Source organism: Lysobacter hankyongensis, assembly GCF_039543145.1.
Taxonomy (GTDB): domain Bacteria; phylum Pseudomonadota; class Gammaproteobacteria; order Xanthomonadales; family Xanthomonadaceae; genus Lysobacter_I; species Lysobacter_I hankyongensis.
Window position 1 is genome coordinate 62,582 of record NZ_BAABJE010000007.1, and the last position, 21,094, is coordinate 83,675.

At 68.3% G+C, this 21,094-nt stretch carries 22 protein-coding genes; 11 read left to right on the plus strand and 11 right to left on the minus strand.

Going from position 1 to position 21,094, the window contains the following annotated elements; all coding sequences use genetic code 11:
- Positions 1 to 11: 11 nt before the first annotated feature.
- The 4 genes from ABD974_RS08395 to ABD974_RS08410 all read left to right on the plus strand — a co-directional run bounded on the left by ABD974_RS08395 (position 12) and on the right by ABD974_RS08410 (position 3,097).
- Positions 12 to 620: a DUF2589 domain-containing protein gene (locus tag ABD974_RS08395; protein ID WP_345302864.1), complete on the plus strand. Its 609-nt coding sequence runs from the start codon at positions 12 to 14 to the stop codon at positions 618 to 620.
- 117 nt (positions 621 to 737) lie between these two features.
- Positions 738 to 1,445: a hypothetical protein gene (locus ABD974_RS08400; protein ID WP_345302865.1), complete on the plus strand. Its 708-nt coding sequence runs from the start codon at positions 738 to 740 to the stop codon at positions 1,443 to 1,445.
- A 6-nt stretch (positions 1,446 to 1,451) separates the two neighbouring features.
- Entirely contained in the window at positions 1,452 to 2,024 is a 573-nt protein-coding gene (locus tag ABD974_RS08405) for a hypothetical protein (protein ID WP_345302866.1), read from the plus strand.
- Between the two features lie 104 nt (positions 2,025 to 2,128).
- Entirely contained in the window at positions 2,129 to 3,097 is a 969-nt protein-coding gene (locus ABD974_RS08410) for a hypothetical protein (protein WP_345302867.1), read from the plus strand.
- 4 nt (positions 3,098 to 3,101) lie between these two features.
- Here the strand turns inward: ABD974_RS08410 and ABD974_RS08415 are convergent, their stop codons facing one another.
- Positions 3,102 to 4,088, minus strand: coding sequence for a LysR family transcriptional regulator (locus ABD974_RS08415; protein WP_345302868.1), 987 nt, complete (start codon positions 4,086 to 4,088; stop codon positions 3,102 to 3,104).
- 228 nt (positions 4,089 to 4,316) lie between these two features.
- Here ABD974_RS08415 and cysG point away from each other — a divergent pair, with 228 nt between their 5' ends.
- On the plus strand, positions 4,317 to 5,855 hold the full coding sequence (gene cysG, locus ABD974_RS08420; RefSeq protein WP_345302869.1) for a siroheme synthase CysG: 1,539 nt from the start codon (positions 4,317 to 4,319) through the stop codon (positions 5,853 to 5,855).
- A gap of 96 nt (positions 5,856 to 5,951) precedes the next feature.
- On the plus strand, positions 5,952 to 6,911 hold the full coding sequence (gene cysK, locus ABD974_RS08425; protein WP_345302870.1) for a cysteine synthase A: 960 nt from the start codon (positions 5,952 to 5,954) through the stop codon (positions 6,909 to 6,911).
- 62 nt (positions 6,912 to 6,973) lie between these two features.
- Here cysK and ABD974_RS08430 read toward each other — a convergent pair whose 3' ends face one another.
- The 7 genes from ABD974_RS08430 to ABD974_RS08460 form a co-directional block, all read right to left on the minus strand.
- Entirely contained in the window at positions 6,974 to 7,546 is a 573-nt protein-coding gene (locus ABD974_RS08430) for a hypothetical protein (protein WP_345302871.1), read from the minus strand.
- Complete coding sequence (locus ABD974_RS08435) at positions 7,509 to 8,120, minus strand: MliC family protein (RefSeq protein ID WP_345302872.1); 612 nt, start codon at positions 8,118 to 8,120, stop codon at positions 7,509 to 7,511. Before ABD974_RS08435 ends, ABD974_RS08430 begins: the two co-directional genes overlap by 38 nt.
- A gap of 138 nt (positions 8,121 to 8,258) precedes the next feature.
- A complete protein-coding gene (locus ABD974_RS08440) occupies positions 8,259 to 8,684 on the minus strand; it encodes an energy transducer TonB family protein (RefSeq protein WP_345302873.1) in 426 nt (141 codons plus the stop codon).
- A gap of 105 nt (positions 8,685 to 8,789) precedes the next feature.
- Positions 8,790 to 10,133, minus strand: a complete 1,344-nt coding sequence (locus ABD974_RS08445) for a hypothetical protein (RefSeq protein WP_345302874.1) — start codon at positions 10,131 to 10,133, stop codon at positions 8,790 to 8,792.
- Positions 10,134 to 10,255: 122 nt separating this feature from the next.
- A complete protein-coding gene (locus tag ABD974_RS08450; protein WP_345302875.1) occupies positions 10,256 to 10,849 on the minus strand; it encodes an HAD family hydrolase in 594 nt (197 codons plus the stop codon).
- Between the two features lie 52 nt (positions 10,850 to 10,901).
- Complete coding sequence (locus tag ABD974_RS08455) at positions 10,902 to 11,444, minus strand: TonB family protein (RefSeq protein WP_345302876.1); 543 nt, start codon at positions 11,442 to 11,444, stop codon at positions 10,902 to 10,904.
- Between the two features lie 163 nt (positions 11,445 to 11,607).
- Complete coding sequence (locus ABD974_RS08460) at positions 11,608 to 13,038, minus strand: mannose-1-phosphate guanylyltransferase/mannose-6-phosphate isomerase (RefSeq protein ID WP_345302877.1); 1,431 nt, start codon at positions 13,036 to 13,038, stop codon at positions 11,608 to 11,610.
- 66 nt (positions 13,039 to 13,104) lie between these two features.
- Between ABD974_RS08460 and ABD974_RS08465 the strand changes: the two genes are divergently transcribed.
- The 4 genes from ABD974_RS08465 to ABD974_RS08480 all read left to right on the plus strand — a co-directional run bounded on the left by ABD974_RS08465 (position 13,105) and on the right by ABD974_RS08480 (position 16,745).
- Complete coding sequence (locus ABD974_RS08465) at positions 13,105 to 14,139, plus strand: aminoglycoside phosphotransferase family protein (RefSeq protein WP_345302878.1); 1,035 nt, start codon at positions 13,105 to 13,107, stop codon at positions 14,137 to 14,139.
- A gap of 84 nt (positions 14,140 to 14,223) precedes the next feature.
- Positions 14,224 to 14,973: an N-acetylmuramate alpha-1-phosphate uridylyltransferase MurU gene (gene murU / locus ABD974_RS08470; protein WP_345302879.1), complete on the plus strand. Its 750-nt coding sequence runs from the start codon at positions 14,224 to 14,226 to the stop codon at positions 14,971 to 14,973.
- A gap of 196 nt (positions 14,974 to 15,169) precedes the next feature.
- A complete protein-coding gene (locus tag ABD974_RS08475; protein WP_345302880.1) occupies positions 15,170 to 15,775 on the plus strand; it encodes a zinc metalloprotease in 606 nt (201 codons plus the stop codon).
- A gap of 157 nt (positions 15,776 to 15,932) precedes the next feature.
- A complete protein-coding gene (locus ABD974_RS08480; RefSeq protein WP_345302881.1) occupies positions 15,933 to 16,745 on the plus strand; it encodes a hypothetical protein in 813 nt (270 codons plus the stop codon).
- Between the two features lie 36 nt (positions 16,746 to 16,781).
- On the opposite strand, the gene hda is transcribed toward ABD974_RS08480, so the two are convergent.
- The 3 genes from hda to ABD974_RS08495 are packed head-to-tail and all read right to left on the minus strand — an operon-like array spanning position 16,782 to position 19,853.
- Positions 16,782 to 17,498: a DnaA regulatory inactivator Hda gene (gene hda, locus ABD974_RS08485; RefSeq protein WP_345302882.1), complete on the minus strand. Its 717-nt coding sequence runs from the start codon at positions 17,496 to 17,498 to the stop codon at positions 16,782 to 16,784.
- Entirely contained in the window at positions 17,495 to 18,712 is a 1,218-nt protein-coding gene (locus tag ABD974_RS08490) for an AI-2E family transporter (RefSeq protein ID WP_345302883.1), read from the minus strand. Before ABD974_RS08490 ends, hda begins: the two co-directional genes overlap by 4 nt.
- A 7-nt stretch (positions 18,713 to 18,719) precedes the next feature.
- Positions 18,720 to 19,853 carry a DUF2066 domain-containing protein gene (locus ABD974_RS08495; protein WP_425562659.1) on the minus strand — a complete coding sequence of 378 codons (1,134 nt, stop codon included), beginning with the start codon at positions 19,851 to 19,853 and terminating at the stop codon, positions 18,720 to 18,722.
- 209 nt (positions 19,854 to 20,062) lie between these two features.
- Here ABD974_RS08495 and purM point away from each other — a divergent pair, with 209 nt between their 5' ends.
- Complete coding sequence (purM, locus tag ABD974_RS08500) at positions 20,063 to 21,088, plus strand: phosphoribosylformylglycinamidine cyclo-ligase (RefSeq protein WP_345303014.1); 1,026 nt, start codon at positions 20,063 to 20,065, stop codon at positions 21,086 to 21,088.
- Positions 21,089 to 21,094 lie beyond the last annotated feature (6 nt).

The following is a 21,094-nucleotide window of genomic DNA, read 5'->3' on the forward strand; positions in this document are numbered from 1 at the left end:
AGGAGCAACACATGCCCAATCTCGTGCAGGAACTCAACAGCCTCGACTTCAGCGTCTACATCGGCGGCCCGCTGCAGGCGGCCGTGGATGCGCAGCATGCCGCGTCGATGTCGCAGGTCAATTTCATCAAGGAAGTCGGTTTCATCCCGAACCAGAACGCGTCGCTGCCGTCCGATCTGCGCTACGTGAAATTCAAGTACAAGAAGGACGTCCCGAATCCCGGCTACAGCCCGACCGCGACGAGCGCCCCCGCCAACCAGCCCTACAACAAGGTCGACGTCGAGATCGAAGTGCCGTTCCTGACCATGCTGACCATCCCGGCGCTGCGCATCGAAGAAGTCAACATCGACTTCAACGCCAAGCTCACCTCGGTGGAAACCACGAACGTCTCCAGCGAGTTCGCGGCCAACGCCGAAGTCAGCGGCCGGATCTGGAAGGTGAAATTCAAGGCCTCGGCCTCGTACAAGCGCACGTCCAGCAGCACCAGCACCACCGAGCGCACCTACAACCTCGGTGTGCGCGTCCGCGCGGTCAACGACGAGATGCCGGCCGGCCTCGAGCGGATCCTGAACCTGATGGAAGAAAGCATCATCCGCCAGGAAGCGCCAGCGGCGGCGTAAGCCGGTGCGATCGACGCGCGCGGCCCTCGCGACCGCGGCGTCGAACCGCTTCCGCATCGAACGGGGCCGGCTCCGGCCGGCCCCACTTTTCCCAAGCCCTTTCCAGGACAGCGCACCATGCCCACCCTCAACGAATATCTCGGCGGCCTCGTCGCCAGCATCACCGACGCGCGCGTGATCGCCGACCTGCAGACCGTGCAGGTCGCCGAGCAATACGCGAAACACGATCTGCTCAAACATTTCTCCGTGCCGCGCATGCGCATCGGCGACATCGAACTCACCATTCCGGTGGCGATCGAAGGGCTGAGCGAACGCAGCGGCTACCAGCTCGACCCCATCGGCAACGCCGAGTTCAAGCGCATCTGCGCGCGCGAACTCTCGCGCTTCGTCGGCTACGTGGAACTGCCGCCGGTCGCGGCCCAGAAACTGCTCTCCGCGCTCGACGCGCACATTCCGAAACTCGTGGACGGCATCCGCGTCTCCGGCGATCGGATCAAGCCGATGCTGACCTTCGCGGGCGATATCATCTCCAATCTGTTCGACATCGGCATCGAAGCGCGCCTGCACGAGGGCAAGTTCCCAGATGGCTACCCGCAGGACGAGATCACGAAGCGTTGCCACGAACTCGGTCTCGGCCTGGTGAACGGCGTCGTCGACAAACCCGTGCTCGACCAGCTCGCCGTGATCGCCGAATCCCATCGCCTGCGCGAGCAGCGTCCCGAAGACATCATCCACATCCGGATGAAGATCGGCGAGGACGGCATGGAATGGCAGACCTCGGAACGCAGCGACGGCACCATCGAACGCAAACTGATCCCGGAGTAAGCCGCCATGCTGAGATCGAAACTCCAGCTCGTCCGCCAGATGTCCGACCAGTTGCTGCGCGTGCCCTCGCTGGTGCGCGGCTTCGAACGCAAATCGCCGACCGCGCTCGACGACCTGCTGCACTGGATCGACGCATCGGAAACGCTGCTGTCGGGACACGGTCTGGTCGCGGCCGCCGATCTCGCCGGCCACAAGGCGCGCATCCTCGCGGCCGAATACGACGAACAGCGGCGCGGCACGCTGCGTCGCCGCCAGCATGCCATCGCCATCGGCCTGATGCACGAACTGCAACTGTCCGCACAGGACGCGCTCCGCCCGCATGCGGCGAAAGTGCAACAGGCACGCGATCTCGCCCGGCAGTTGTTGCAGATCGTCGCCCAGAGCGGCGCCGTGCACTACGACCCGGCCAACGACATCGCGACGATGGTCGACCAGGTCTGGGCGCTGTGCACCGGCCACGAGCAGCTGAAACCGCTGGCTGCGCAGTTGCGCGCACTGCTGTCGTCCGACGACATCCGGCTGCTGCTGGTCGAGGAAATCGAACCGCTGGATTTCCCCATGCAAACGGCCAGCCGCTGAGGACCGCGGCCTCCGTCGCCCGGATGCGGACGCATCCGGGCCGTGCGGTGATCCGCGTCTTCCGCATCGCACCCCGAACGAACGGCGCACGCCCAGGAGGGGCCATGCCCGACCGCAACGATATCCTCTGGTTCAAACGGCAGTTCGCGGCGCGCATCGCGTCCGCGGTCGAAGGCACGCCGCTGGGCGTCGATCTGGTCGTCGCCATCGCCTGCCAGGAAACGGGTTTCATCTGGTCGACCCTGCGTCGCAAGCGCATGCCGATCGCACGCATTCTCGAACTGTGCGTGGGCGACACCATCGATGCGCGCGCCGACGGCAGCGGACGCCCGTTCCCGAAGCACCGCGCCGATCTGCTGTCGCATCCGCAGGGCGCGGCGATGTTCGCGATCGCGCGCCAGGTGCTCGTCGACATGGCGGCGCATATTCCCGGTTACGAACGCTCGGCCGAGAATCCCGACAAGTTCTGCCGCGGTTACGGGCTGTTCCAGCGCGACCTGCAGCATTTCCGCACCGATCCGGATTATTTCCTGGACCGCCGCTACGCGCGTTTCGACGACACCCTGGCGATGTGCGTCGACGAACTGAAGCGCGGCCTGCGCACGCTCGGCCTCGAACACCGCCGCAGCCTCGGCAACGAAGCGCTCGCGCAGGTCGCCATCGTCTACAACACCGGCCGCTTCCGGCCCGAACGCGGGCTGCGTCAAGGCCATTTCGACGGCCAGCGCTATTACGGCGAATCGGTCTTCGCGTTCCTGCGGCTGTCGAAGACCGTGTCGATCGACGAAGCCCTCGCGCCATCGCCGGCCGCACCGCCCGCCACCGGCCCGTTCCTTCGCGTCGAAACGCGCGGCAGCGCGCTGCGACTGCGCAGCCGGCCGCGACGCAGCACCCCACCGGATGCGAACGTGATCGCGGACCTGCCCGACGGCCATCCGGTGCGCGCGGTCACCGGTCGTTCCGTGTACGGTTTCATGGCGGTCGAAACGATGCTCTCCGGCAGGTTGCTGCGCGGCTTCGCGGCGACCGCATTCCTGGTGCGCGACGAGCGCGTGGACGACGCGTCGCCGTGATGCTTCAGTTCGTGATCGCCTGGCTCAACTCCGCCCAACTCGGGGGCGCCGGCCATTCCGCGGTCTGATTGCCGGCCAGAATCCGCCGCAGATCGTGACGATCGAGCTGCGGCGCGAGAGACACCAGCAACTCCACGGTGTAATCGCGGAGCACGCGCTCGCGCGGCAGCACCGCCCAGGCGGTGCATTCCGGAATGGCGTCCGGCGCGGGCAGCGCGACCAGGTCGTTGTCCTGGATCGCGCTCACCGCCATCTCCGCGAGCAGTCCCACGCCGATTCCGGCGCGGACATAGGTCTTGATCAGATCGGCGTCGCGCGCGGTCATCGCCAGTTGCGGCTCCAATCCGCGCCCGGCGAAGGCGCGGCGCAGCGAGGAATCCGGACGGATCGAGGATTCGTAGCTCACCAGCGGATAGGCGGCGAGATCCGCCAGCGTCGGCCGCGCACCGCTCTGCGCCAGCGGATGCGCACGCGGCAACAGCACCACGCGGCGCCAACGGAACAGCGGAATGGCGATGCCGTCGGACGGCGCGGCACCCGCGGTGCTGATCAGCGCGAGATCGGCCTCGCCGCGGGCGAGCTGGGTGAGCACGTCGCCATCGGCGCTGGGCTGCAGATGGATGCTCAACTGCGGGTACGCCTGATGCACCTGCGAAATCACCGGCGGCAGCACGAAGCGGGCCTGGGTGTGGGTGGTGGCGATCAGCAGCTGACCCTGGCCGTCGCGGCGCTGGTTGGCGGCGAACGCGCGGATGTTCGCCGCCTCGCTGAGCAGCTTGCGCGCGTGCGCGAGCACCTGGGTGCCGGCGGGCGTCAGCCCTTCCAGACTGCGGCCCTTGCGCACGAACAGCAGGAAGCCGAGCTCATCCTCCAGTTGCTTGAGCTGCTTCGACAGCCCCGGCTGGGTGGCGTGGACGTGCTCCGCCGCCGAAGTGATGTTGAAGCCGGCATCGGCGATCGCGACGAAGTAGCGGAGCTGGACCAGGGTCATGGCAGTGGCGGGCTCATGGCGGAGAGCGTGGCGGGATGCGGGGCTCGATGAATCCGGACGGCGCCCGAAAATCTCTTCATTCGCATCAAGCGATATGAATAACAGATAACGATTGGATATGAGTGTGGCGCCTTATTCCAGATAAGCATATAACCAAGCCCCGCGATCATTTCCTGCGTTTCCGTCCCGGAACTACGTTGGAAAGCCCCTCTTCCCGGCGGATCGGCCATGCCCGAAGCCCAGCCCCACGCGAACACACCGCACCCGGCCGACCCGGCCCGGGAAGACGCGACGCGGACGGAGGACGCCGGCACGTCGCCCCTGTTCCCCGCCTTTCTCGACCTCCGCGGCCGACCGGTTCTGGTGGTCGGCGGTGGCGCCGTGGCCCGACGCAAGATCGCCGCACTGCTGCCCACCGGCGCCCGGGTGCGGGTCGGCGCACCGGAATTCTCCCCCGAAGTGGCCGCCTGGGCCGCCGAAGGTCGGATCGAACTGCTTACCGGCCGCTTCGAACCGGCCTGGCTCGACGATGTCTGGCTGGCGATCGCCGCGACCGACGATCCCGACGCCAATCGCGCCGTGGCCACCGCCGCCGAAGCGCGCCGGATCTGGGCGAACGTGGTCGACGACGCGCCCCTTTGCAGTTTCCAGGTGCCGGCGCGGATCGAGCGCGGCCCGCTGCAGATCGCCATCTCCAGCGGCGGCGGCGCGCCGATGCTGGCGCGGCACCTGCGCGAGAAACTCGAAACCGATCTCGACGAATCGCTGGGCGCGCTCGGCGATCTGCTGGTGCGACATCGCCACCGGATCCGCATGCGCATCCCCGATACCGGCGTGCGCCGGCGTTTCTTCGATGCGGTGCTGCGCAGCGATGTGCAGAGCCTGCTGCGTCGCGGCGACGCCGCGGCCGGCGAACAGCGGCTGCTGGCCCTGCTGGAGGCATCGGCCGACCTGAACGCGCGCGGGCGGGTGGCGCTGGTCGGCGCCGGTCCCGGCGATGCCGGGCTGCTCACGCTGCGGGGTCTGCGCCTGCTCAACGAGGCCGACGTGATCCTGCACGATCGTCTGGTGAGCGCGGACGTGCTCGAACTCGCGCGCCGCGACGCCGAACGCATCGAAGTGGGCAAGGAGGCCGGCCACCATCACGTGCCGCAGGAAGGCATCCACGCGCTGATGCTGGAACACGCGCGTGCCGGCAGGCGCGTGGTGCGGCTGAAAGGCGGCGACGGTTTCATCTTCGGCCGCGGCGGCGAGGAACTCGAATTCCTGCGCGCGCACGACATCGATTTCGAAGTGGTGCCGGGCATCACCGCGGCGCTGGCCTGCGCCGCGTATGCCGGCATTCCGCTGACCCACCGTGATCACGCGCAGTCGGTGCGATTCGTCACCGCGCATGGCAAGCAGGAAGACGACGGCCTGGACTGGGCCGGATTCGCGCGCGAAAAGCAGACGCTCGCGTTCTACATGGGCGTGTCCGGACTGGAGCGCGTGCGCGCGCGCCTGCTGGCGCACGGCCGCGCCGCGTCCACGCCCTGCGCCCTGGTCGAGAACGGCTCCCGCGCAGGACAGCGCGTGGTCGTCGGCACGCTGGACGACCTGCCGGAATGCGCGCGTCGCCACGACATCCGTTCGCCCGCGCTGCTGTTCGTCGGCGAAGTCGCCGCGCTGGCCGCACGATTGCACTGGTTCGGCGACGCGCCGCTGGTCGCGGAAGCGCGCGCCGCAGACGTTCCTGACGCCGCCGCGGCGCTGGCGGAGGCCGCATGACCGCGCAGCCCGCCGCCATCTTCCGATGTCGATGAGCGTCGCGATCATCGAACGCCGTCCACTTCCCGAAATCCGCCAGACCACAGGAATCCGCTCATGGCTCTTTACGACAACATCCTCGACACCATCGGCGGCACGCCGATCGTCCGCCTGCAACGCATCGCGCCGAAGCATGTGACGCTGTACGCCAAGGTCGAAGCCTTCAACCCCGGCGGCTCGGTCAAGGACCGTCTCGCCATCGCCATCGTGCTCGACGCCGAGAAGAAAGGCCTGCTCAAGCCCGGCGACACCATCGTCGAAGCGACCTCCGGCAACACCGGCGTGGCGCTGGCGATGGTGGCCGCGGCGCGCGGCTACAAATTCGTCGCGGTGATGACCGAAACCTTCTCGGTCGAACGCCGCAAGCTGATGCGCGCCTACGGCGCCAAGGTCATCCTCACCCCCGCCGCCGAGCGCGGCAGCGGCATGGTGCGCAAGGCCCGTGAACTGTCCGAGAAGCACGGCTGGTTCCTCGCCAGCCAGTTCGAGAACGAGGCCAATCCCGCCTATCACCGCAGCACCACGGGTCCGGAAATCCTGCGCGATTTCGCCGGCAAGCGGCTCGACTACTTCGTCAGCGGCTGGGGCACCGGCGGCACCATCACCGGCGCCGGCGAAGTGCTGAAACTCGCGCGTCCGGACATCCGCATCGTCACCACCGAACCTGCCGGCGCCGCGCTGCTGTCCGGGCAGGAGTGGAAGCCGCACAAGATCCAAGGCTGGACCCCGGACTTCCTGCCGGGCGTGCTCAACCGCACCATCGCCGACGAGATCATCCTGATCGACGACGTCGTCGCCCGCGACACCTCGCGGCGACTCGCCGCCGAGGAAGGCCTCTTCGTCGGCATCTCGGCCGGCGCGACCGCCGCCGCCGCGCTGAAGGCCGCGGAATCCGCGCCGGAAGGTTCGGTGCTGCTGACGATGCTGCCCGACACCGGCGAACGCTATCTCTCCACCTTCCTGTTCGAAGGCGTGAACGAAGGCTCCGACGACGAGTGGCTGGCCTCGCTGGGCTGATGCCGAACCGCCGGCCCTGAAACCTCCGCGCCGCGGTTCCGCGGCGCGGAGTTCCGCATTCGCTACGGCGACGACGCGACGTCCGCCTCGGCACAGTGCTTCTGGGTTTCCTGCATCAAACCGTTGCAGCCGGAATCGTTGCCGCGGCCATGCCGCAGGCAGGCGCTGGCGCTCCATTCGATCGTCTTCACGATCTCGCCCGGCGGCGGCACCTTGTCGCAGAAGCCATCTGCGCGACGACTGGCACGGAGACAGCCGCTCAACCACAGGCGCGCGCCGAGGCCCGTGCCGAACGATCCGTCCTCCTTCAGCCGCGCGATCGAGGCATCGACGCAGACACGATCGTCGAGATCGCGGCCCGCCCGCTCGCCTTCGGCCACGGCTTCGGTGCCCCGACTCAGCCAGGCGTCCTTGTTCGAGGACACGAAGCGCCAGGTCAGCACGGACACGCCTGCCCCGAACAGCAGCACGAGCAGGCATCCGGACAACAGCCACTTCATGCTTCGACGCATCGGAATCTCCCCAGGGCGGACAGACAGAACGAAAACAGGTGGAACAAGAAACAGGCGGAACGAAACGGCGCGGTGGATGCCGGCATCAGCGCGCCGGCACGCAGCGCATTTCGGGCGCGCCATAGCCCCAGACCACGGTCGCCTCGCCGTGGTGCTCCCATAACCACTCGTTGCGACCGACGTATTTCGCTCCGCTGGCGACGGGCTCGACATACATCAGCGACACGCTGTCGCCGCGTTCGGCGATGAGCGTCGCCGGCTCGGTCTCGAAATAGGTCGCGAGCACTTCATTCGCAGGCTGTCCGTCGCAGACATAACGCACGCTCGCCACGACCGGCACCAGCCGGTAGCGCGCCTGCAGTTCGGCGATGCGGCGGACGTAGGCGTCGCGCACGCAGGCGGGCTTGCCCTCGCTTTTCCAGCAGTCGTTGCGGCCCTTGACCCAGCCCGACTGCTCAGCCCGCAAGGTCGACGGGCGTTCCTTCGCGGCTTTCTTCGAGGCCCGCGCGTAGACATCGGCCAACGTGCGATCCAGCGCCGACAGCGCGGCATCGGTGCAGACCATCGCCTCGATGCTGCCCGGCGCGACCTTGGCGCAGGAAAACGACGGCCCCCGTGCGGCGGGTGGGGATGCGGCGGAGACAGGCAGCGCGAACGCCGCAACCAGAATCGTCATTGCCGGGGATACGCTGCGCATGCTGCCTCCATCGGGCGGATGAGGATGCGGAAGTCCGCAACGCCGATCATCGCGCATCGGGCCGCCAGTGCGACGCGCGATGCGACATCCTCCGACGACCGGCGCGCGCCGAAGACCGCCATACGCCGGTGTCGGCACTCAGGGGCCTGCGCCGGGTCCCGGGAAATACGGCATGTTCCCGCCGCCCTTCCGGTCGTTGCGCAACCGGAAGGGAATCAGGCCCTTGCCGGAGGTGCCCGGCTCGAAGCGCAGGCCACGCGCCCAGGCGAGCGCCGCCTTCTCGACGCCGCCGCTGCCGGTCCGCTCCAGCACGCGCGCCTGCTGCACCCGGCCCTCGTCGTCCCACTGCACTTCCACCGTCAGCTGCAGGGTCGCGAGGTTGGTCGCGTCCATCGCCCGCTGGACCTTGCGCAGGGACGGATACGAGACCAGTCCCGGAATATGAGGCCTGGAGGTGTCCACCGCCGCGGGGGCGGCGACTTCGGCCGGAGGCGGGGCGCCCTGCGCCTGCGCGATGGACAGGCACAGCATCGATGCCAAAACCACGATGAGCGAAATCTTCAAGTGACGGACTCCCGGTGAATGGTCGTGCGTTCAAGGCCGAAACGATGCGGGATACGCACATGTTCGCGACAATGATACGAGAGCGATGGCGTCGACGGGCGACGCTCAGAACCCGCGCTGGCGATAGGCGTCGAACAGCGGGAACGACGCCGGCGGCACCATGCGCCGAGGGCTGCGCGCGAGCGGCCAGTGATTGACGAACAGGATCTCCTTCGAGGCCGCGCCGTTCGCGAACGCCTGGGCCGCGGCCGCGTCGTTGAAGAAGGCCTCGCCCACGATCCACGGCAGCGCGCGGTACTTCGCCGGCAACGCCGACTGCTGCGCGAGCAGCGCGCTGAAGATCGCCGCGTCGGTGTTGCCGTTGCTGCCGTCGCCGTAGACGTGCACGTCGATCGCGGTCGGCGTGCGGCTGCCGTACAGCGATGCGATCTGGCCGTAGCGATGCTGCGCCGTCCAGGTGCTGTCGACGGCGATCGAGAAGCCGACGGTATCCAGGGTGCCGAACTCCGCGGCATAGCGGTTCCAGGTCGCACGCACATAGTCGAAGTGGCAGGCGGGGCGTCCGGTCTGCGGAATGCCTTCGTTGCCGAGATCGATCATGTATTTCAGGCCGGAGGCGCGCGCGATCGCGCGCAGGTCGGCGATCACGCGATAGTTCTGGTCGGCCAGTGCCTGCCAGCGCTTGGGTTCGCTGAGTTCGCACGACCACGGATCGTTGCGCCACTGCGGAAACAGGCCGACGATCACGTGCTCGTAACCGATCTGCTGCGCGTAATTGAGCAGCTTGGCGAGATTCGTCCTGCAGGCGGCTTCGAGCCCGCCGGACGCGCCGCGTTTCGAAACGGGATCGGACGGTGCGGGATCGGGGCCGCAGGCATAGTCGTTCGGCGGCGTTCCCATCCGCCCCTCGTCGAGGAACCACACCGGGATCCGCAGCGTGCGCGCACCGGCCTCGTGCATCTCGATCAACTGGTTCATGACGGTCTCGCCGAGCACGAAATGCCCGAGCCCTTCCATCGCGGTATACGGCACCCATTGGCCTTCGGGGTTCTGGGCGTAATCGATGTCGTAGTAGAAGTAGTTCATGCCGCCCGCCAGCGCGGCCTTCTGCATGCGCTTGCCCCAGACCCGGGTGCGCGCCGTGGCGATGCCATTCACCCGCACTTCGAATTCCTGCCCGGGCCACTGCACGGCATAGGGCCAGTCCTGATCGCCGCTGGTGCCGTTCGCCGCCCACAGCCTGGCGTCGCCGGTCATCGGGTCGACCACGTAGACCATCGCCTCCTTGCTGGACGATTGCCAGCGGATATTGAGCGTGCACATCGTTTGCCCGGCCGGCAGCGCGCAGGTCGTGGCGACGATGCTGTCCTCCGCCATCGCCGCATGCGGCGCGCTCGCCGCCAGACCCGCGCAGAGCGCCGCCTTCCACAGGTGTTTCGCCAATCGCATCGATTCGATTCCTCGTCGCGGTTGCCGCGGACTGTCGTCGGCGGCGGCCCCGACAGACGCGGAGCCACCCTGATCAGCGGATCGGGAAGGCGAAAAGGATCATGACCGCAAACGGCGCCGCGTCAGGTCTCGGGCCAGACCCGGAACCAGCTCTCGTCGGCCAGCGCCAGCAGTTCGGCGTCTTCCGGCGTGTCGCCGTAGGCGTGGACCGCACCGAAATCCGACAACACGTACTGCTCGCGGACGCGCCGGGCCTTTTCCGCGCCCACGCACTGCGCGCCAGCGTAACGGCCGGTGAGTCTGCCGTCGACGGTTTCCAGCGACGAGCAGATCAGCCCGAGCCCGTGTTCGCGACACCAGGGTTGCAGGTAGACATCGTACGCACCGGACACCACGACCACGGTATCGCCGCGCGCACGATGCCACGCGATCCGCGCCATCGCCTGCGGACGCAATACCGCCGGCAGGGCCTCGCGTGCGAAGCGCTCGCCGGCGGCGCGGCAATCGGCCGCGGACATCCCGCGAAAGCCGAACCACGCGATCTTCCGGCGGATCGACACGCCCGAGACCCAGCCGAGCCGATAGCCGATCACCCACGGCGCCAGCAGCCACGACCACAGCCGCAGTCGCGACGGCGGTACCGCGAAACGCACGAACGCCGGCAGCATCTCGCGATCCGTGATGGTGCCGTCGAAGTCGAAGAGGGCGAGATTCATCGCGACGCTGCACGCACTGTCATACCGGAACCGATCACGATGCGGACAGCCCTCAGGGCTTCCTGAACACGAACGGCAAGCGCCCCATGCCGGCCGTACCCGGCTTCAGCTTGATGCGCTTCGACCAGGCGACGACGGCCTTGTCGAGCGAAGCGCTTCCGCTCGAATCGACCAGTCGCACATCGGTGACGCCGCCGTCGGCGGCGTAGTCGACATGCACTTCCGCGAATGCTTCGGAGAAATCGGTGGACGCGAAACTCTGCAGCACGGCCTTGAGCGGCGGCTTGAACGCCAGCTCCGCAACCCTGATCTCCGGGATCGGCGCGACATCCTCCGTCAACGTCTCGTCGATGAAGCTGAAAGGGATCCGTCCACTGCCCGCCGATGTGGTCGCGAGGCGGACCTGCTTGGCCCACTCGACGATGGCGCGATCGAGATCGCGATGTCGCGAAGACTTCACGACATCGATATTGGTCGGACGCCCGTCGGCGTCGTAGGCGATCAGCAGCACCGGCTCCGCGACCCGCAACCCCGATGCCTTGAATGCCGCCTGGACCGGTTCCAGCGAGGGCCGCCACAGGAGCGAGACGCGCATGTCGCCCGCGTCCGGACTCGGTGGAGGCGGTGGCGGCGGCGGTATCGCCTGCGCATGCACCATCGCGCCGAGAGCGAGCGACACGATCAGCAGCGACCGCACGAACCGGATGCGCCACGATCGCATCCGCAGTGCGCCCCGGAATGGACAGAACACGAAACGATCAGCCCCGTCCATACACATCCTCATAGCGCACGATGTCGTCCTCGCCCAAGTAATCGCCGGACTGCACTTCGATCAGCTCCAGCATTTCGGTGCCGGGGTTTTCAAGTCGGTGCTTGGCGCCGATGGGAATGTATGTGGACTGGTTCGCGACCAGCTCGAACACGTCGAGATTGCGGGTGACGCGGGCGATGCCGCTGACCACGATCCAGTGTTCGGCGCGGTGCGCGTGCGACTGCAGCGACAGCGATGCGCCGGGCTTGACCTTGATGCGCTTGACCTGGAAGCGCGCGCCCATGTCGACGGAATCGTAACTGCCCCAGGGGCGCTGCACTTCGCGATGCAGCGCGGCCTGCGAGCGCTGGTCGGCCTTCAACCTGGCGACGACCTGCTTCACGTCCTGCACCTTGTCCTTCGCGGCGACCAGCACGGCGTCGTCGGTTTCGACCACCACCAGATCGTCGACGCCGACCAGCGCCACCAGTCGCCGCGCGTAGGCGTAGCTGTTGCGGGTGTCGATCGCGATCACGTCGCCGTGGTGCGCGTTGCCGTCGCCGTCCTGCTCGCTGACGTCCCACAGCGCCGACCATGAACCGACATCGTTCCAGCCGATGTCCACCGGCAGCACCATCGCGGCGTCGGTCTTCTCCATCACCGCGTAGTCGATGGATTCCGACGGCGACACCGAGAACGCGGCCTTGTCGAGACGCAGGAACTCTCCGTCCGGATCGAGGTGCTCGCAGGCGGCGCGCGCGGCGTCGAGGATGTCGGGGCGATAGTTCGCAAGTTCGGCGAGAAAGCGCGAGGCGCGGAACAGGAACATGCCGCTGTTCCAGAAATAGCCGCCTTCGTCGAGATACCGCTGCGCGGTGGCGGCGTCGGGCTTTTCGACGAAACGCAGCACGCGACGCACGCCGTCGCCCGTGCCGGCCTGCGCCGCGTCCGCCTGGATGTAGCCGAAACCGGTCTCCGGCGACTGCGGCACGATGCCGAACGTCACCAGCGCACCGGCATCGGCGGCGGGCACCGCGGCGAGTACCGCCCTGCGGAAGGCTTCGGGATCGCGGACGACGTGGTCCGAGGGCAGCACCAGCAGCAGCGGATCGTCCTGCGCGTGCTGCGGATCGGCGCGCGCGATCAGCGCGGCGGCAGCGATGGCCGGCGCGGTGTTGCGGCCGACCGGCTCCAGCACGATCCGCGGCGTCGGCGCACCGATCACCCGCAACTGCTCGGCGACGAGAAAGCGATGCGCCTCGTTCGCCACCACCAGCGGCGCGCGCGTGGCGATGGCTTCGACCCGGCGCCAGGTGGCCTGCAGCATGGTGTCGTCGCCAGCCAGCGCCAGGAACTGCTTCGGATAGGCCTCGCGCGACAGCGGCCACAGCCGGGTTCCGGACCCGCCCGACAACAACACCGGCTGCAGTTCGATCATGGCGCGCTCCCGAAAACGTGGCCCGCAGTTTACCCTGTCGGCTTCGCCGAACCGCCGCCGTCCCGCATGCGCACAGACCCCGCTTCAGCCCACGATGCCCTCTCGACCGACGACCGCGCCGCCGCCCGCGATGCCTGGGTCCGCACCGCGACCGGCGATGCCGGGCTGACGCTGGAACGCGCCTCGATGGACGCCGGCTTCCGCAGCTATTGGCGCGGCGACAGCGCCGCCGATGCGGCCGTCGCGGGCAGCGTGATCGTGATGGACTCGCCGCCGGACAAGGAAGACGTGCGTCCGTGGCTGCGCATCCGCGCCCTGCTCGAAGCCGGCGGCGTGCGCGTGCCGCGGGTGCTGGCCGAAGACGCCGACGCCGGCTTCCTGCTGCTGGAGGATCTCGGCCGCGACACCTATCTGCACGTCATCGACGCCGACAACGCCGACGCGCTGTTCGACGACGCGGTAACCCAGTTGCTGGCGCTGCAGCGGATCGCACCGCCGGCGGATCTGCCCGGCTACGACGAGGCGTTGCTGGCGCGCGAGCTGAAACTGTTCGACGAATGGTTCCTAGGCCGTCACCTCGGCATCACCCTGGACTGCGGCGATCTGGAAGCCCTGGAACTCGTCTACCGCCGGCTGATCGATGCCGCGCTGGCGCAGCCGCAGGTGCTGGTGCACCGCGATTTCATGCCGCGCAATCTGATGCCCGCCGACGAGGGCCCGGCGGTACTCGATTTCCAGGATGCGGTGCGCGGCCCGATCGCCTACGACGCGCTGAGCCTGTTCAAGGACGCGTTCCTGAGCTGGCCGCAGGATCGCGTCGATGCGTGGCTGGACCGCTATCACGCCCGTGCGCTGGCCGCCGGGCTGCCGGTGCCGCCGCTGGCGCGCTTCCGCCGCGACGCCGACTGGATCGGCGTGCAGCGTCACCTCAAGGTCATGGGCATCTTCGCCCGCCTGCACCATCGCGACGGCAAGCCGAAATACATCGCCGATGCGCCGCGCTTTCTCGCCTATCTCGACGCCATGGTGCGGAAATATCCCGATCTGTCGCCGCTCGGCACCCTGCTCGACCGCCACGTCCGCCCCGCACTGCGTGCCTGAACGCGACGACGTGCCGAACGGCACAGTCCCGACGCGGGTCTCCATGGCACAGTGGCGGGGACGCTCACAGGGGGATGCGGCGCCATGAAAGCCTTGATTTTCGCCGCGGGCCTGGGCGAACGGATGCAGCCGCTTACCGACAGCACGCCCAAGCCGTTGCTGGCGGTGGGCGGCAAGCCGCTGATCGTGTGGCATCTGGAAAAACTCGCCGCCGCGGGCATCCGCGACGTGGTGATCAACACCAGTTGGCTCGCGCAGCGATTCCCGGAAATGCTTGGGGACGGTTCGCGGTTCGGCGTGCATATCGACTACACCTATGAAGGCCCGACGCCGCTGGAGACGGGCGGCGGCATGTGGCACGCACTGCCGCTGCTGGGCCGCGAGCGCATCAGCGAAGAGCCCTTCCTCGCCATCAACGGCGACATCTGGACCGACCACGACTTCGCCGCGCTGCCGCGTGAGCCCGCCAGCGACGCGCATCTGGTGCTGGTCGACAATCCCGATCACAACGCACGCGGCGATTTCAGCCTGATGCGCGACGGACAGGTGTTGAGCGCGACGCCCGCCGCGGACGAGATCGTCGACGGCGACACCGGCACGCGGCTGACCTTCGCCGGCATCGGCGTGTACCGCCCGAATCTGTTCGACGACTGGCGGCGGATCATCGGCGACGCACCCGGCGCGCGCGAGAAACCGCCGCGCTTCAAACTCGCCCCGCTGCTGCGCGCCGCGATGGGTCGCGCCAGCGTGACCGGCGAACATCATCGTGGACGTTGGACGGATGTGGGAACGCCGGAGCGGTTGGCGGAACTGGATCGCAGTCTCGGCAGCTGAACCCGCAATCCCGGGCCATGACCGTTCGGAGGAATCGAAGATGTGCCACGTCTGCATCGATCTCGACCTCCCACGCAGCCGCGCGAAATACAGCGTCCGCAACGCGATCCGGGAATTCGCGGGAAATCGACCGCCCCGCCCGGTCCGTGACTATGCCGCCGCGGCTGGCGGCGGGCTTCGCACGCGGATGGCGGTATTGACCGGGAAGCGCTGGAAGCCGGGCCGCACGCTGAAGATCGCGTTTCTGGATGGCGACACAACGGTGCAGGCGCGGGTGGCCGACATCGCCCGGATCTGGCTGCGGCACGCCAACCTCAAATTCGACTTCGGCGACCACGACCGCGCCGAGATCCGGATCTCGTTCCGCGGCCCCGGCAACTCGTCCCACATCGGTACCGATGCGCTCGGCGTCTCGCGCTCGAAAGCCACGATGACGCTGGCCGGGCTGACCCCGGAAACCAAGGACGAGGAATACCATCGCGCGGTGCTGCACGAGTTCGGCCACGTGCTGGGCTGCATCCACGAGCATCAACACCCCGAAAACGGCATTCCTTGGCGCAAGGAACCCATCTACGCGTTTTACGCCGGCCCACCGATGCGCTGGTCGCGGGAGAAGACCGACCGCAATTTCTTCCAGCGCTACGCGCGCAGCGAGACGAACTTCGGCGCGTTCGACGAAACGTCGATCATGATGTACGGATTCCCCGCGGAGTGGACCGAAAATGGGTTCGCCACGCGCCGGAACACCATGCTCTCGCCGGGCGATATCGCCTTCATCGGCAGCGTCTATCCGTTCGACTGACCGACGCGGCGCAGCGACGAGGCGTCCGCGAGACTTTACGCTTCCGACATCGCAGACCGGCAGCAGGCCGCGCCGCAAGCTCGCAGCCGTGATCCTGATCGCGGCTCTTCTGCGCTTGAAGACATGTCGCCATCAAGTCCTGGCCCGGGAGCCCCCCATGCAGCACCCACGTCACGCCCACGCACCGACCCGCTGGTTGCGGGCGATCGTCGCCGTCGCCTTCGCCGCCGGCCTCGCGCTCGCGGCCACCGGCACCGCGCATGCCGACATCTCCGAACTCAACGACTGCACGACACCGCAGTACGTCGTGTTCTCCAGCGCCGGCAACGGCAGCGACGTCACCCGTACCGTGTATTACCGGGGCGCCTCCGCGCCGGTGGTGCTCGGACGCAATCCCGAGGGCAATCGCAATCATGCGCCCGGGCATTTGCAGAACTGCACCCGGAACTACAGCGGCAACCCCGATCAGGTGCAGTGGCTGACGTTCAAGCTGTACACGCGCAACTGGTTCGGCACACCGAACGAGGATCACCTCGCGGTGGCGATGCGCGCGAAATTCCGCAATCTGTCGATTCCCGGCAGCGAGTCCTACGATGCGCGCGGCTTCATCGTTCACCGCTACCTGGGCGGCATCCTCGGCGAGCGTTACGCGCTCAACGTTCCGGGCGTGCAACAGCAGATCGAATCGTTGGGCGCGTCGGCAGATCCCGGCTTCTTCCGCAACGACGTGATCTACCAGATCGAAGCGCACGCCTCGCGCAACGGCGTCGCCTATCGTGCGACCAACACCGCCACCGGGCAGACCACGGACTGGCGCTACCACGGGCAGTTGCCGGGCGATGTCGACACGCGGGGCACGGGCCTCGGCTTCGTGGTGCTCTGCCCCACCCCGGGCGCGGCGAACTGCGGCCTCAGCCCCGGTTTCAACGTGTACTTCTGGGACATCTCGACCGGCTGGTTCACGCCGTAACCGCATCCCCAGGCGGCCGCCGCGCGGCGGCCGCATTCACGCCGGCCCGACGATCCGCCTCAGGAACGGCACCGTCAGTCGACGCTGCGCGGCCAGCGATTCGCGGTCGAGGCGATCGAGCAGACCGGTGAGGCTGACCAGATCGCGATCCACGCGCTTGAGCAACCAATCGATGGCGGCATCGTCGAGCTGCAGGCCGCGGCGCAGCGCGCGCAGGCGGAGGACTTCGGCGCGGCCCGCGTCGTCGAGCGCTTCCAGCGCGATCCGCGCGCATTGCGACAGCCGCGAGCGCAGGTCCGGCAACACGAGTTCGAGCGCATCGGGCGCGACCCGCGCGGCGTAGAGCAGCGTGCGGCCTGCATCGCGGGCGCGGTTGTGAGCATCGAACAGGGCGATCTCGTCCTCGCGATCGCCGGCCACCGCTTCCAGGCCATCGAGGGCCAGCAGATCGGCATGTTCGAAGGCATCCAGCGCGTCGCGCAGGCGGCCAGCGGCGGCGGCCAAGGGCAGATAGGCGGTGCGACGACCCGCCGCCTCGGCTTCCGCACAGGCCGCCAGCAGCAGATGGCTCTTGCCGGTCGCGGCGGGGCCGGTGACATACACGCAATCCGCGGCGTCGCCCTGCGCCAGCGCGCGCAACTGCGCGAGCGCGCCGGCCGGCGCCGAAGCGAAGGTCTCGAACCGCTGGTCGGGCGGAAACCGCAGCGCCAGCGGCAACTGCACCGCGGCCGTGGCGGGTGTGCTCGCGTTCACGCCGGGTCCGTCGGCTCCGCCGGCCTGGCTGCATCGGTCGCCACGGGCTGGCGCCCGTGATGCACTTCGGCGATCTCGATCTTCGCCGTCGCCACGTCGTCGCCGAGATAGAAACGACTTGCGGTGTATTGCGTGTGCACGTGGCGGATCAGCACGTTCGCCACCGACGCCACGGGCAGCGCCAGCAGCATGCCGAGGAAACCGAACAGCGTGCCGCCGGTCATCACCGCGAACACCACCGTCACCGGGCTGAGGCCGACACGGTCGCCCACCAGTTTCGGCGTCAGCACGTAGCTCTCCAGCACCTGGCCGAGGCCCCACACCGCGAGCACGCCGACCAGATGCTGCCAGTCGCCGAACTGCACCAGCGCGGCGATGACGCCGCCGACCAGCACCGTGGTCGGGCCGATGTAGGGAATGAAGGTGAGCAGGCCGGCGAGCACGCCGATCAGGATGCCGACTTCCAGGCCCACGCCCCACAGGCCGACGGCGTAGAACACGCCCATCGCCAGCATCACCAGGAACTGGCCGCGCAGGAAGCTGCCGAGGACGGCGTCGGATTCCTTCGCCAGCTGCGCCACGACCGCAGCGCGCGCGCGCGGCACCAAGCCGGCGACGCGCTGCACCAGCAGACCCCAGTCGCGCAGGAAGAAGAAGGTGAGGAACGGGATCAGAACGATGTTGGCGAACCAGCCGAGCACCGTGAAACCGGACTGGGTGACCACGCCGAGCACCTGGGTGGCGATGCCGCTGGCCCCTTTCCAGTTGCGCTTGAGCATGTCGATCAGCGCGTCCTGATCCAGCCAGGCCACGATGTCCAGACCGGTCTTCGCCTGCAGCCACGGCAATCCGGTCTTCGACAGCCAGTCCAGATAGTTCGGCACGCTGCTCACGAGCACGACGACCTGTTCCTGGATCACCGGCACCAGGATCAGCACCAGCACCACTACGACCAGCACCATCAGCGTGAACACCAGCGCGACCGCGCCGTTGCGCGACATGCCGCGCTTCTGCAGGCGGCAGACCACCGGGTCGCCCAGCCACGCCAGCAGCAGCGAGGCGGCGAACGGCGTGAGGACCGGCGTCAGCAGCCAGATCAGCGCGCCCACGCCCAGCAGCAACAGCGCCCACTGCAGACGACGGAAGAACAGCGCGATGTCCTCGACGGCCCCGGAGTTGTCGGGACCGCCGGATGGTTCGGGTCGGATATCCATTTCGGCCTCAGCGCATGTCGAACGTGGGCACGAGCGGCGTTTCGCTCTCGGCCGGGGGCGTCGTGCCGTCCGACGCCGCGGCGGCGCTGCCGACCAGCACGCCGCGACCGTCGATCATCTTGCGGAACCCGGGCAGACCGCTGATCAGTTCCAGTTCCAGCAGCAGGCCATCGGGGCCGGCGTGGACCGGGCGCACCTTGCGCACCACAGAGATCTCCTGCAGGTGGGTCATCAGGCGGATGTAATCGTCGGCGCTGTCGATGCCGGTGATCAGCACGCGATAGTTGCCGGGCGCGCCGGCACCACCGCCGCGGCGGGCATAGCGACGGATCAGCGCGTCCGCGCCGCCGTCGGCGCCGCCGGCCATCGCGGCGCGAGCGTCGGAATGCTCGGTCGACCATTTCGACAGCACGCGACCGGCGTCGACGAAGATCCAGTCGGCTTTCCAGCCGGTGCCCTTGCGGTAGAGCTTGCCGATGAGCTGCATCGGCGGGCTGTAGCGCGCCGAGGCGCGGGCGACGGCGCCGGTATCGCTGCGCCAGATCGCACCGACCGCGGCCTGTTCGGCGGCGTTGCCGGCCGGCAGGCCGAGACGGTAGCCGCGCTCGATCGCCCGATCGAGCACCGCGCGGGCGGCATTGCTCTGGCCCACGCCGACCAGACGTGGCCCCTTGCCGTCGTCGATCGCCAGCCACAGCACGGGCTTGGGCCGCGGCTGCGGCCAGATCGGCAGACCCAGCGCGCCGATGACGCTGTCGACCTTGGCCTGATCGAAACGCACGACCAGCATGGTCTTGAAGGTCGGCGCGCCGGTGGCGGACACGCCCTGATCCTGGCGATAGTCGTAGCCGGCCACGTAATCCTTGGCGCGGCGCAGTTCCTGGCCGACACCCGGGCGCCCGGTGGCGGTGCGGTCGCCGCTGATCTTGGCCATCACCTGCGCCAACCCGCGGGCGAAACCGTTGTTGCGCTCGGTGTCGGTCTGGCTGTTCACCGGAACCTCGGCCTCGTAGATGCCGCTGGCGGCCGCACGGTCGCCCTCCACGCGCTGGGCGTGGGCCACGGGCATCGCCAGCGCGAACGCCAGGCCCAAGCCCGCGCACAGGCCGAACGCCCGGCGCAATCCGCCCGACCACCGCATCCACGCTCCACTCGACTGCCGCATTTTCACGTCCCGGACATTGGCCATCGCCGGAAATGGTGCCACAACGGCCCTGCCCGGGTAAGCGAAAGCGCCCGCATCCGCCCGCGACCGGCCCGGGCGACCGCCGCGCCGGGCTACAATTCCGCCTCTCCGCGCCAGCAGCCCTTGCCGTGACCCAGACCCCGCCCGACACCTCGCCCGCCGCCATGACCTACCGCGATGCAGGCGTCGACATCGACGCGGGCAACGAGGTCGTCGAGCGCATCAAACCGCTGGTGAAGCGCAGCTTCCGCCCCGAGGTGATGGGCGGCCTCGGCGGTTTCGGCGCGATGTTCGACCTCTCCGCCAAGTACCGCGAACCGGTGCTGGTCTCGGGCACCGACGGCGTCGGGACCAAGCTCAAACTGGCGCAGCAGCTGAACCGCCACGACACCATCGGCATCGACCTGGTCGCGATGTGCGTCAACGACGTGCTGGTGCAGGGCGCCGAACCGCTGTTCTTCCTCGATTATTTCGCCACCGGCAAGCTCGACGTGGACACCACGGTCGCGGTGGTCGGCGGCATCGCCAGGGGCTGCGAGCTGTCCGGCTGCGCACTGATCGGCGGCGAAACCGCGGAAATGCCCGACATGTACCCGCCGGGCGAATACGATCTCGCCGGCTTCTGCGTCGCCGGTGTGGAGAAATCGAAGATCCTCGACGGTGCGAAGGTGCGCGCGGGCGACGCGCTGATCGGCATCGCGTCCAGCGGCCCGCATTCGAACGGCTATTCGCTGATCCGCAGGATCTACGACCGCGCCGGCCGGCCCGCCGATCACGACCTCGGCGGCGTCAGGCTGGTCGATGCGCTGATGGCGCCGACCCGGCTGTACGTGAAGCCGATCCTCGAACTGCTGGCGGGCGCGCACGGCGGCGACATCCATGCGATGGCGCACATCACCGGCGGCGGCCTGACCGAGAACATCATTCGCGTGGTGCCCGACGGCCTCGGCCTGGACATCGATGCCTCGTCGTGGCCGCTGCCGCCGGTGTTCGAATGGCTGCAGCGCGAAGGCAACGTGCCGCGCGAAGAGATGTGGCGCACCTTCAATTGCGGCATCGGCTTCGTGCTGATCGTGCCGCAGGCCGCGACCGCCGCCATCGGCGCCGAACTCGACCGCCTCGCGCTGTCGCACTGGCGGATCGGCGACGTCGTCCCCACCGGTGACGGCGAACGCGTTCGGATCGGCTGAGATCCA

Bases quoted from the DNA above. Each gene is read 5' to 3' on its own strand.
- ABD974_RS08395 (WP_345302864.1), top strand. From the start codon at position 12: ATGCCCAATCTCGTGCAGGAACTCAACAGCCTCGACTTCAGCGTCTAC.
- ABD974_RS08400 (WP_345302865.1), top strand. From the start codon at position 738: ATGCCCACCCTCAACGAATATCTCGGCGGCCTCGTCGCCAGCATCACC.
- ABD974_RS08405 (WP_345302866.1), top strand. From the start codon at position 1,452: ATGCTGAGATCGAAACTCCAGCTCGTCCGCCAGATGTCCGACCAGTTG.
- ABD974_RS08410 (WP_345302867.1), top strand. From the start codon at position 2,129: ATGCCCGACCGCAACGATATCCTCTGGTTCAAACGGCAGTTCGCGGCG.
- ABD974_RS08415 (WP_345302868.1), bottom strand. From the start codon at position 4,088: ATGACCCTGGTCCAGCTCCGCTACTTCGTCGCGATCGCCGATGCCGGC.
- cysG (WP_345302869.1), top strand. From the start codon at position 4,317: ATGCCCGAAGCCCAGCCCCACGCGAACACACCGCACCCGGCCGACCCG.
- cysK (WP_345302870.1), top strand. From the start codon at position 5,952: ATGGCTCTTTACGACAACATCCTCGACACCATCGGCGGCACGCCGATC.
- ABD974_RS08430 (WP_345302871.1), bottom strand. From the start codon at position 7,546: ATGGCGCGCCCGAAATGCGCTGCGTGCCGGCGCGCTGATGCCGGCATC.
- ABD974_RS08435 (WP_345302872.1), bottom strand. From the start codon at position 8,120: ATGCGCAGCGTATCCCCGGCAATGACGATTCTGGTTGCGGCGTTCGCG.
- ABD974_RS08445 (WP_345302874.1), bottom strand. From the start codon at position 10,133: ATGCGATTGGCGAAACACCTGTGGAAGGCGGCGCTCTGCGCGGGTCTG.
- ABD974_RS08450 (WP_345302875.1), bottom strand. From the start codon at position 10,849: ATGAATCTCGCCCTCTTCGACTTCGACGGCACCATCACGGATCGCGAG.
- ABD974_RS08455 (WP_345302876.1), bottom strand. From the start codon at position 11,444: ATGCGCGTCTCGCTCCTGTGGCGGCCCTCGCTGGAACCGGTCCAGGCG.
- ABD974_RS08460 (WP_345302877.1), bottom strand. From the start codon at position 13,038: ATGATCGAACTGCAGCCGGTGTTGTTGTCGGGCGGGTCCGGAACCCGG.
- ABD974_RS08465 (WP_345302878.1), top strand. From the start codon at position 13,105: ATGCGCACAGACCCCGCTTCAGCCCACGATGCCCTCTCGACCGACGAC.
- murU (WP_345302879.1), top strand. From the start codon at position 14,224: ATGAAAGCCTTGATTTTCGCCGCGGGCCTGGGCGAACGGATGCAGCCG.
- ABD974_RS08480 (WP_345302881.1), top strand. From the start codon at position 15,933: ATGCAGCACCCACGTCACGCCCACGCACCGACCCGCTGGTTGCGGGCG.
- ABD974_RS08490 (WP_345302883.1), bottom strand. From the start codon at position 18,712: ATGGATATCCGACCCGAACCATCCGGCGGTCCCGACAACTCCGGGGCC.
- ABD974_RS08495 (WP_425562659.1), bottom strand. From the start codon at position 19,853: ATGCGGTGGTCGGGCGGATTGCGCCGGGCGTTCGGCCTGTGCGCGGGC.
- purM (WP_345303014.1), top strand. From the start codon at position 20,063: ATGACCTACCGCGATGCAGGCGTCGACATCGACGCGGGCAACGAGGTC.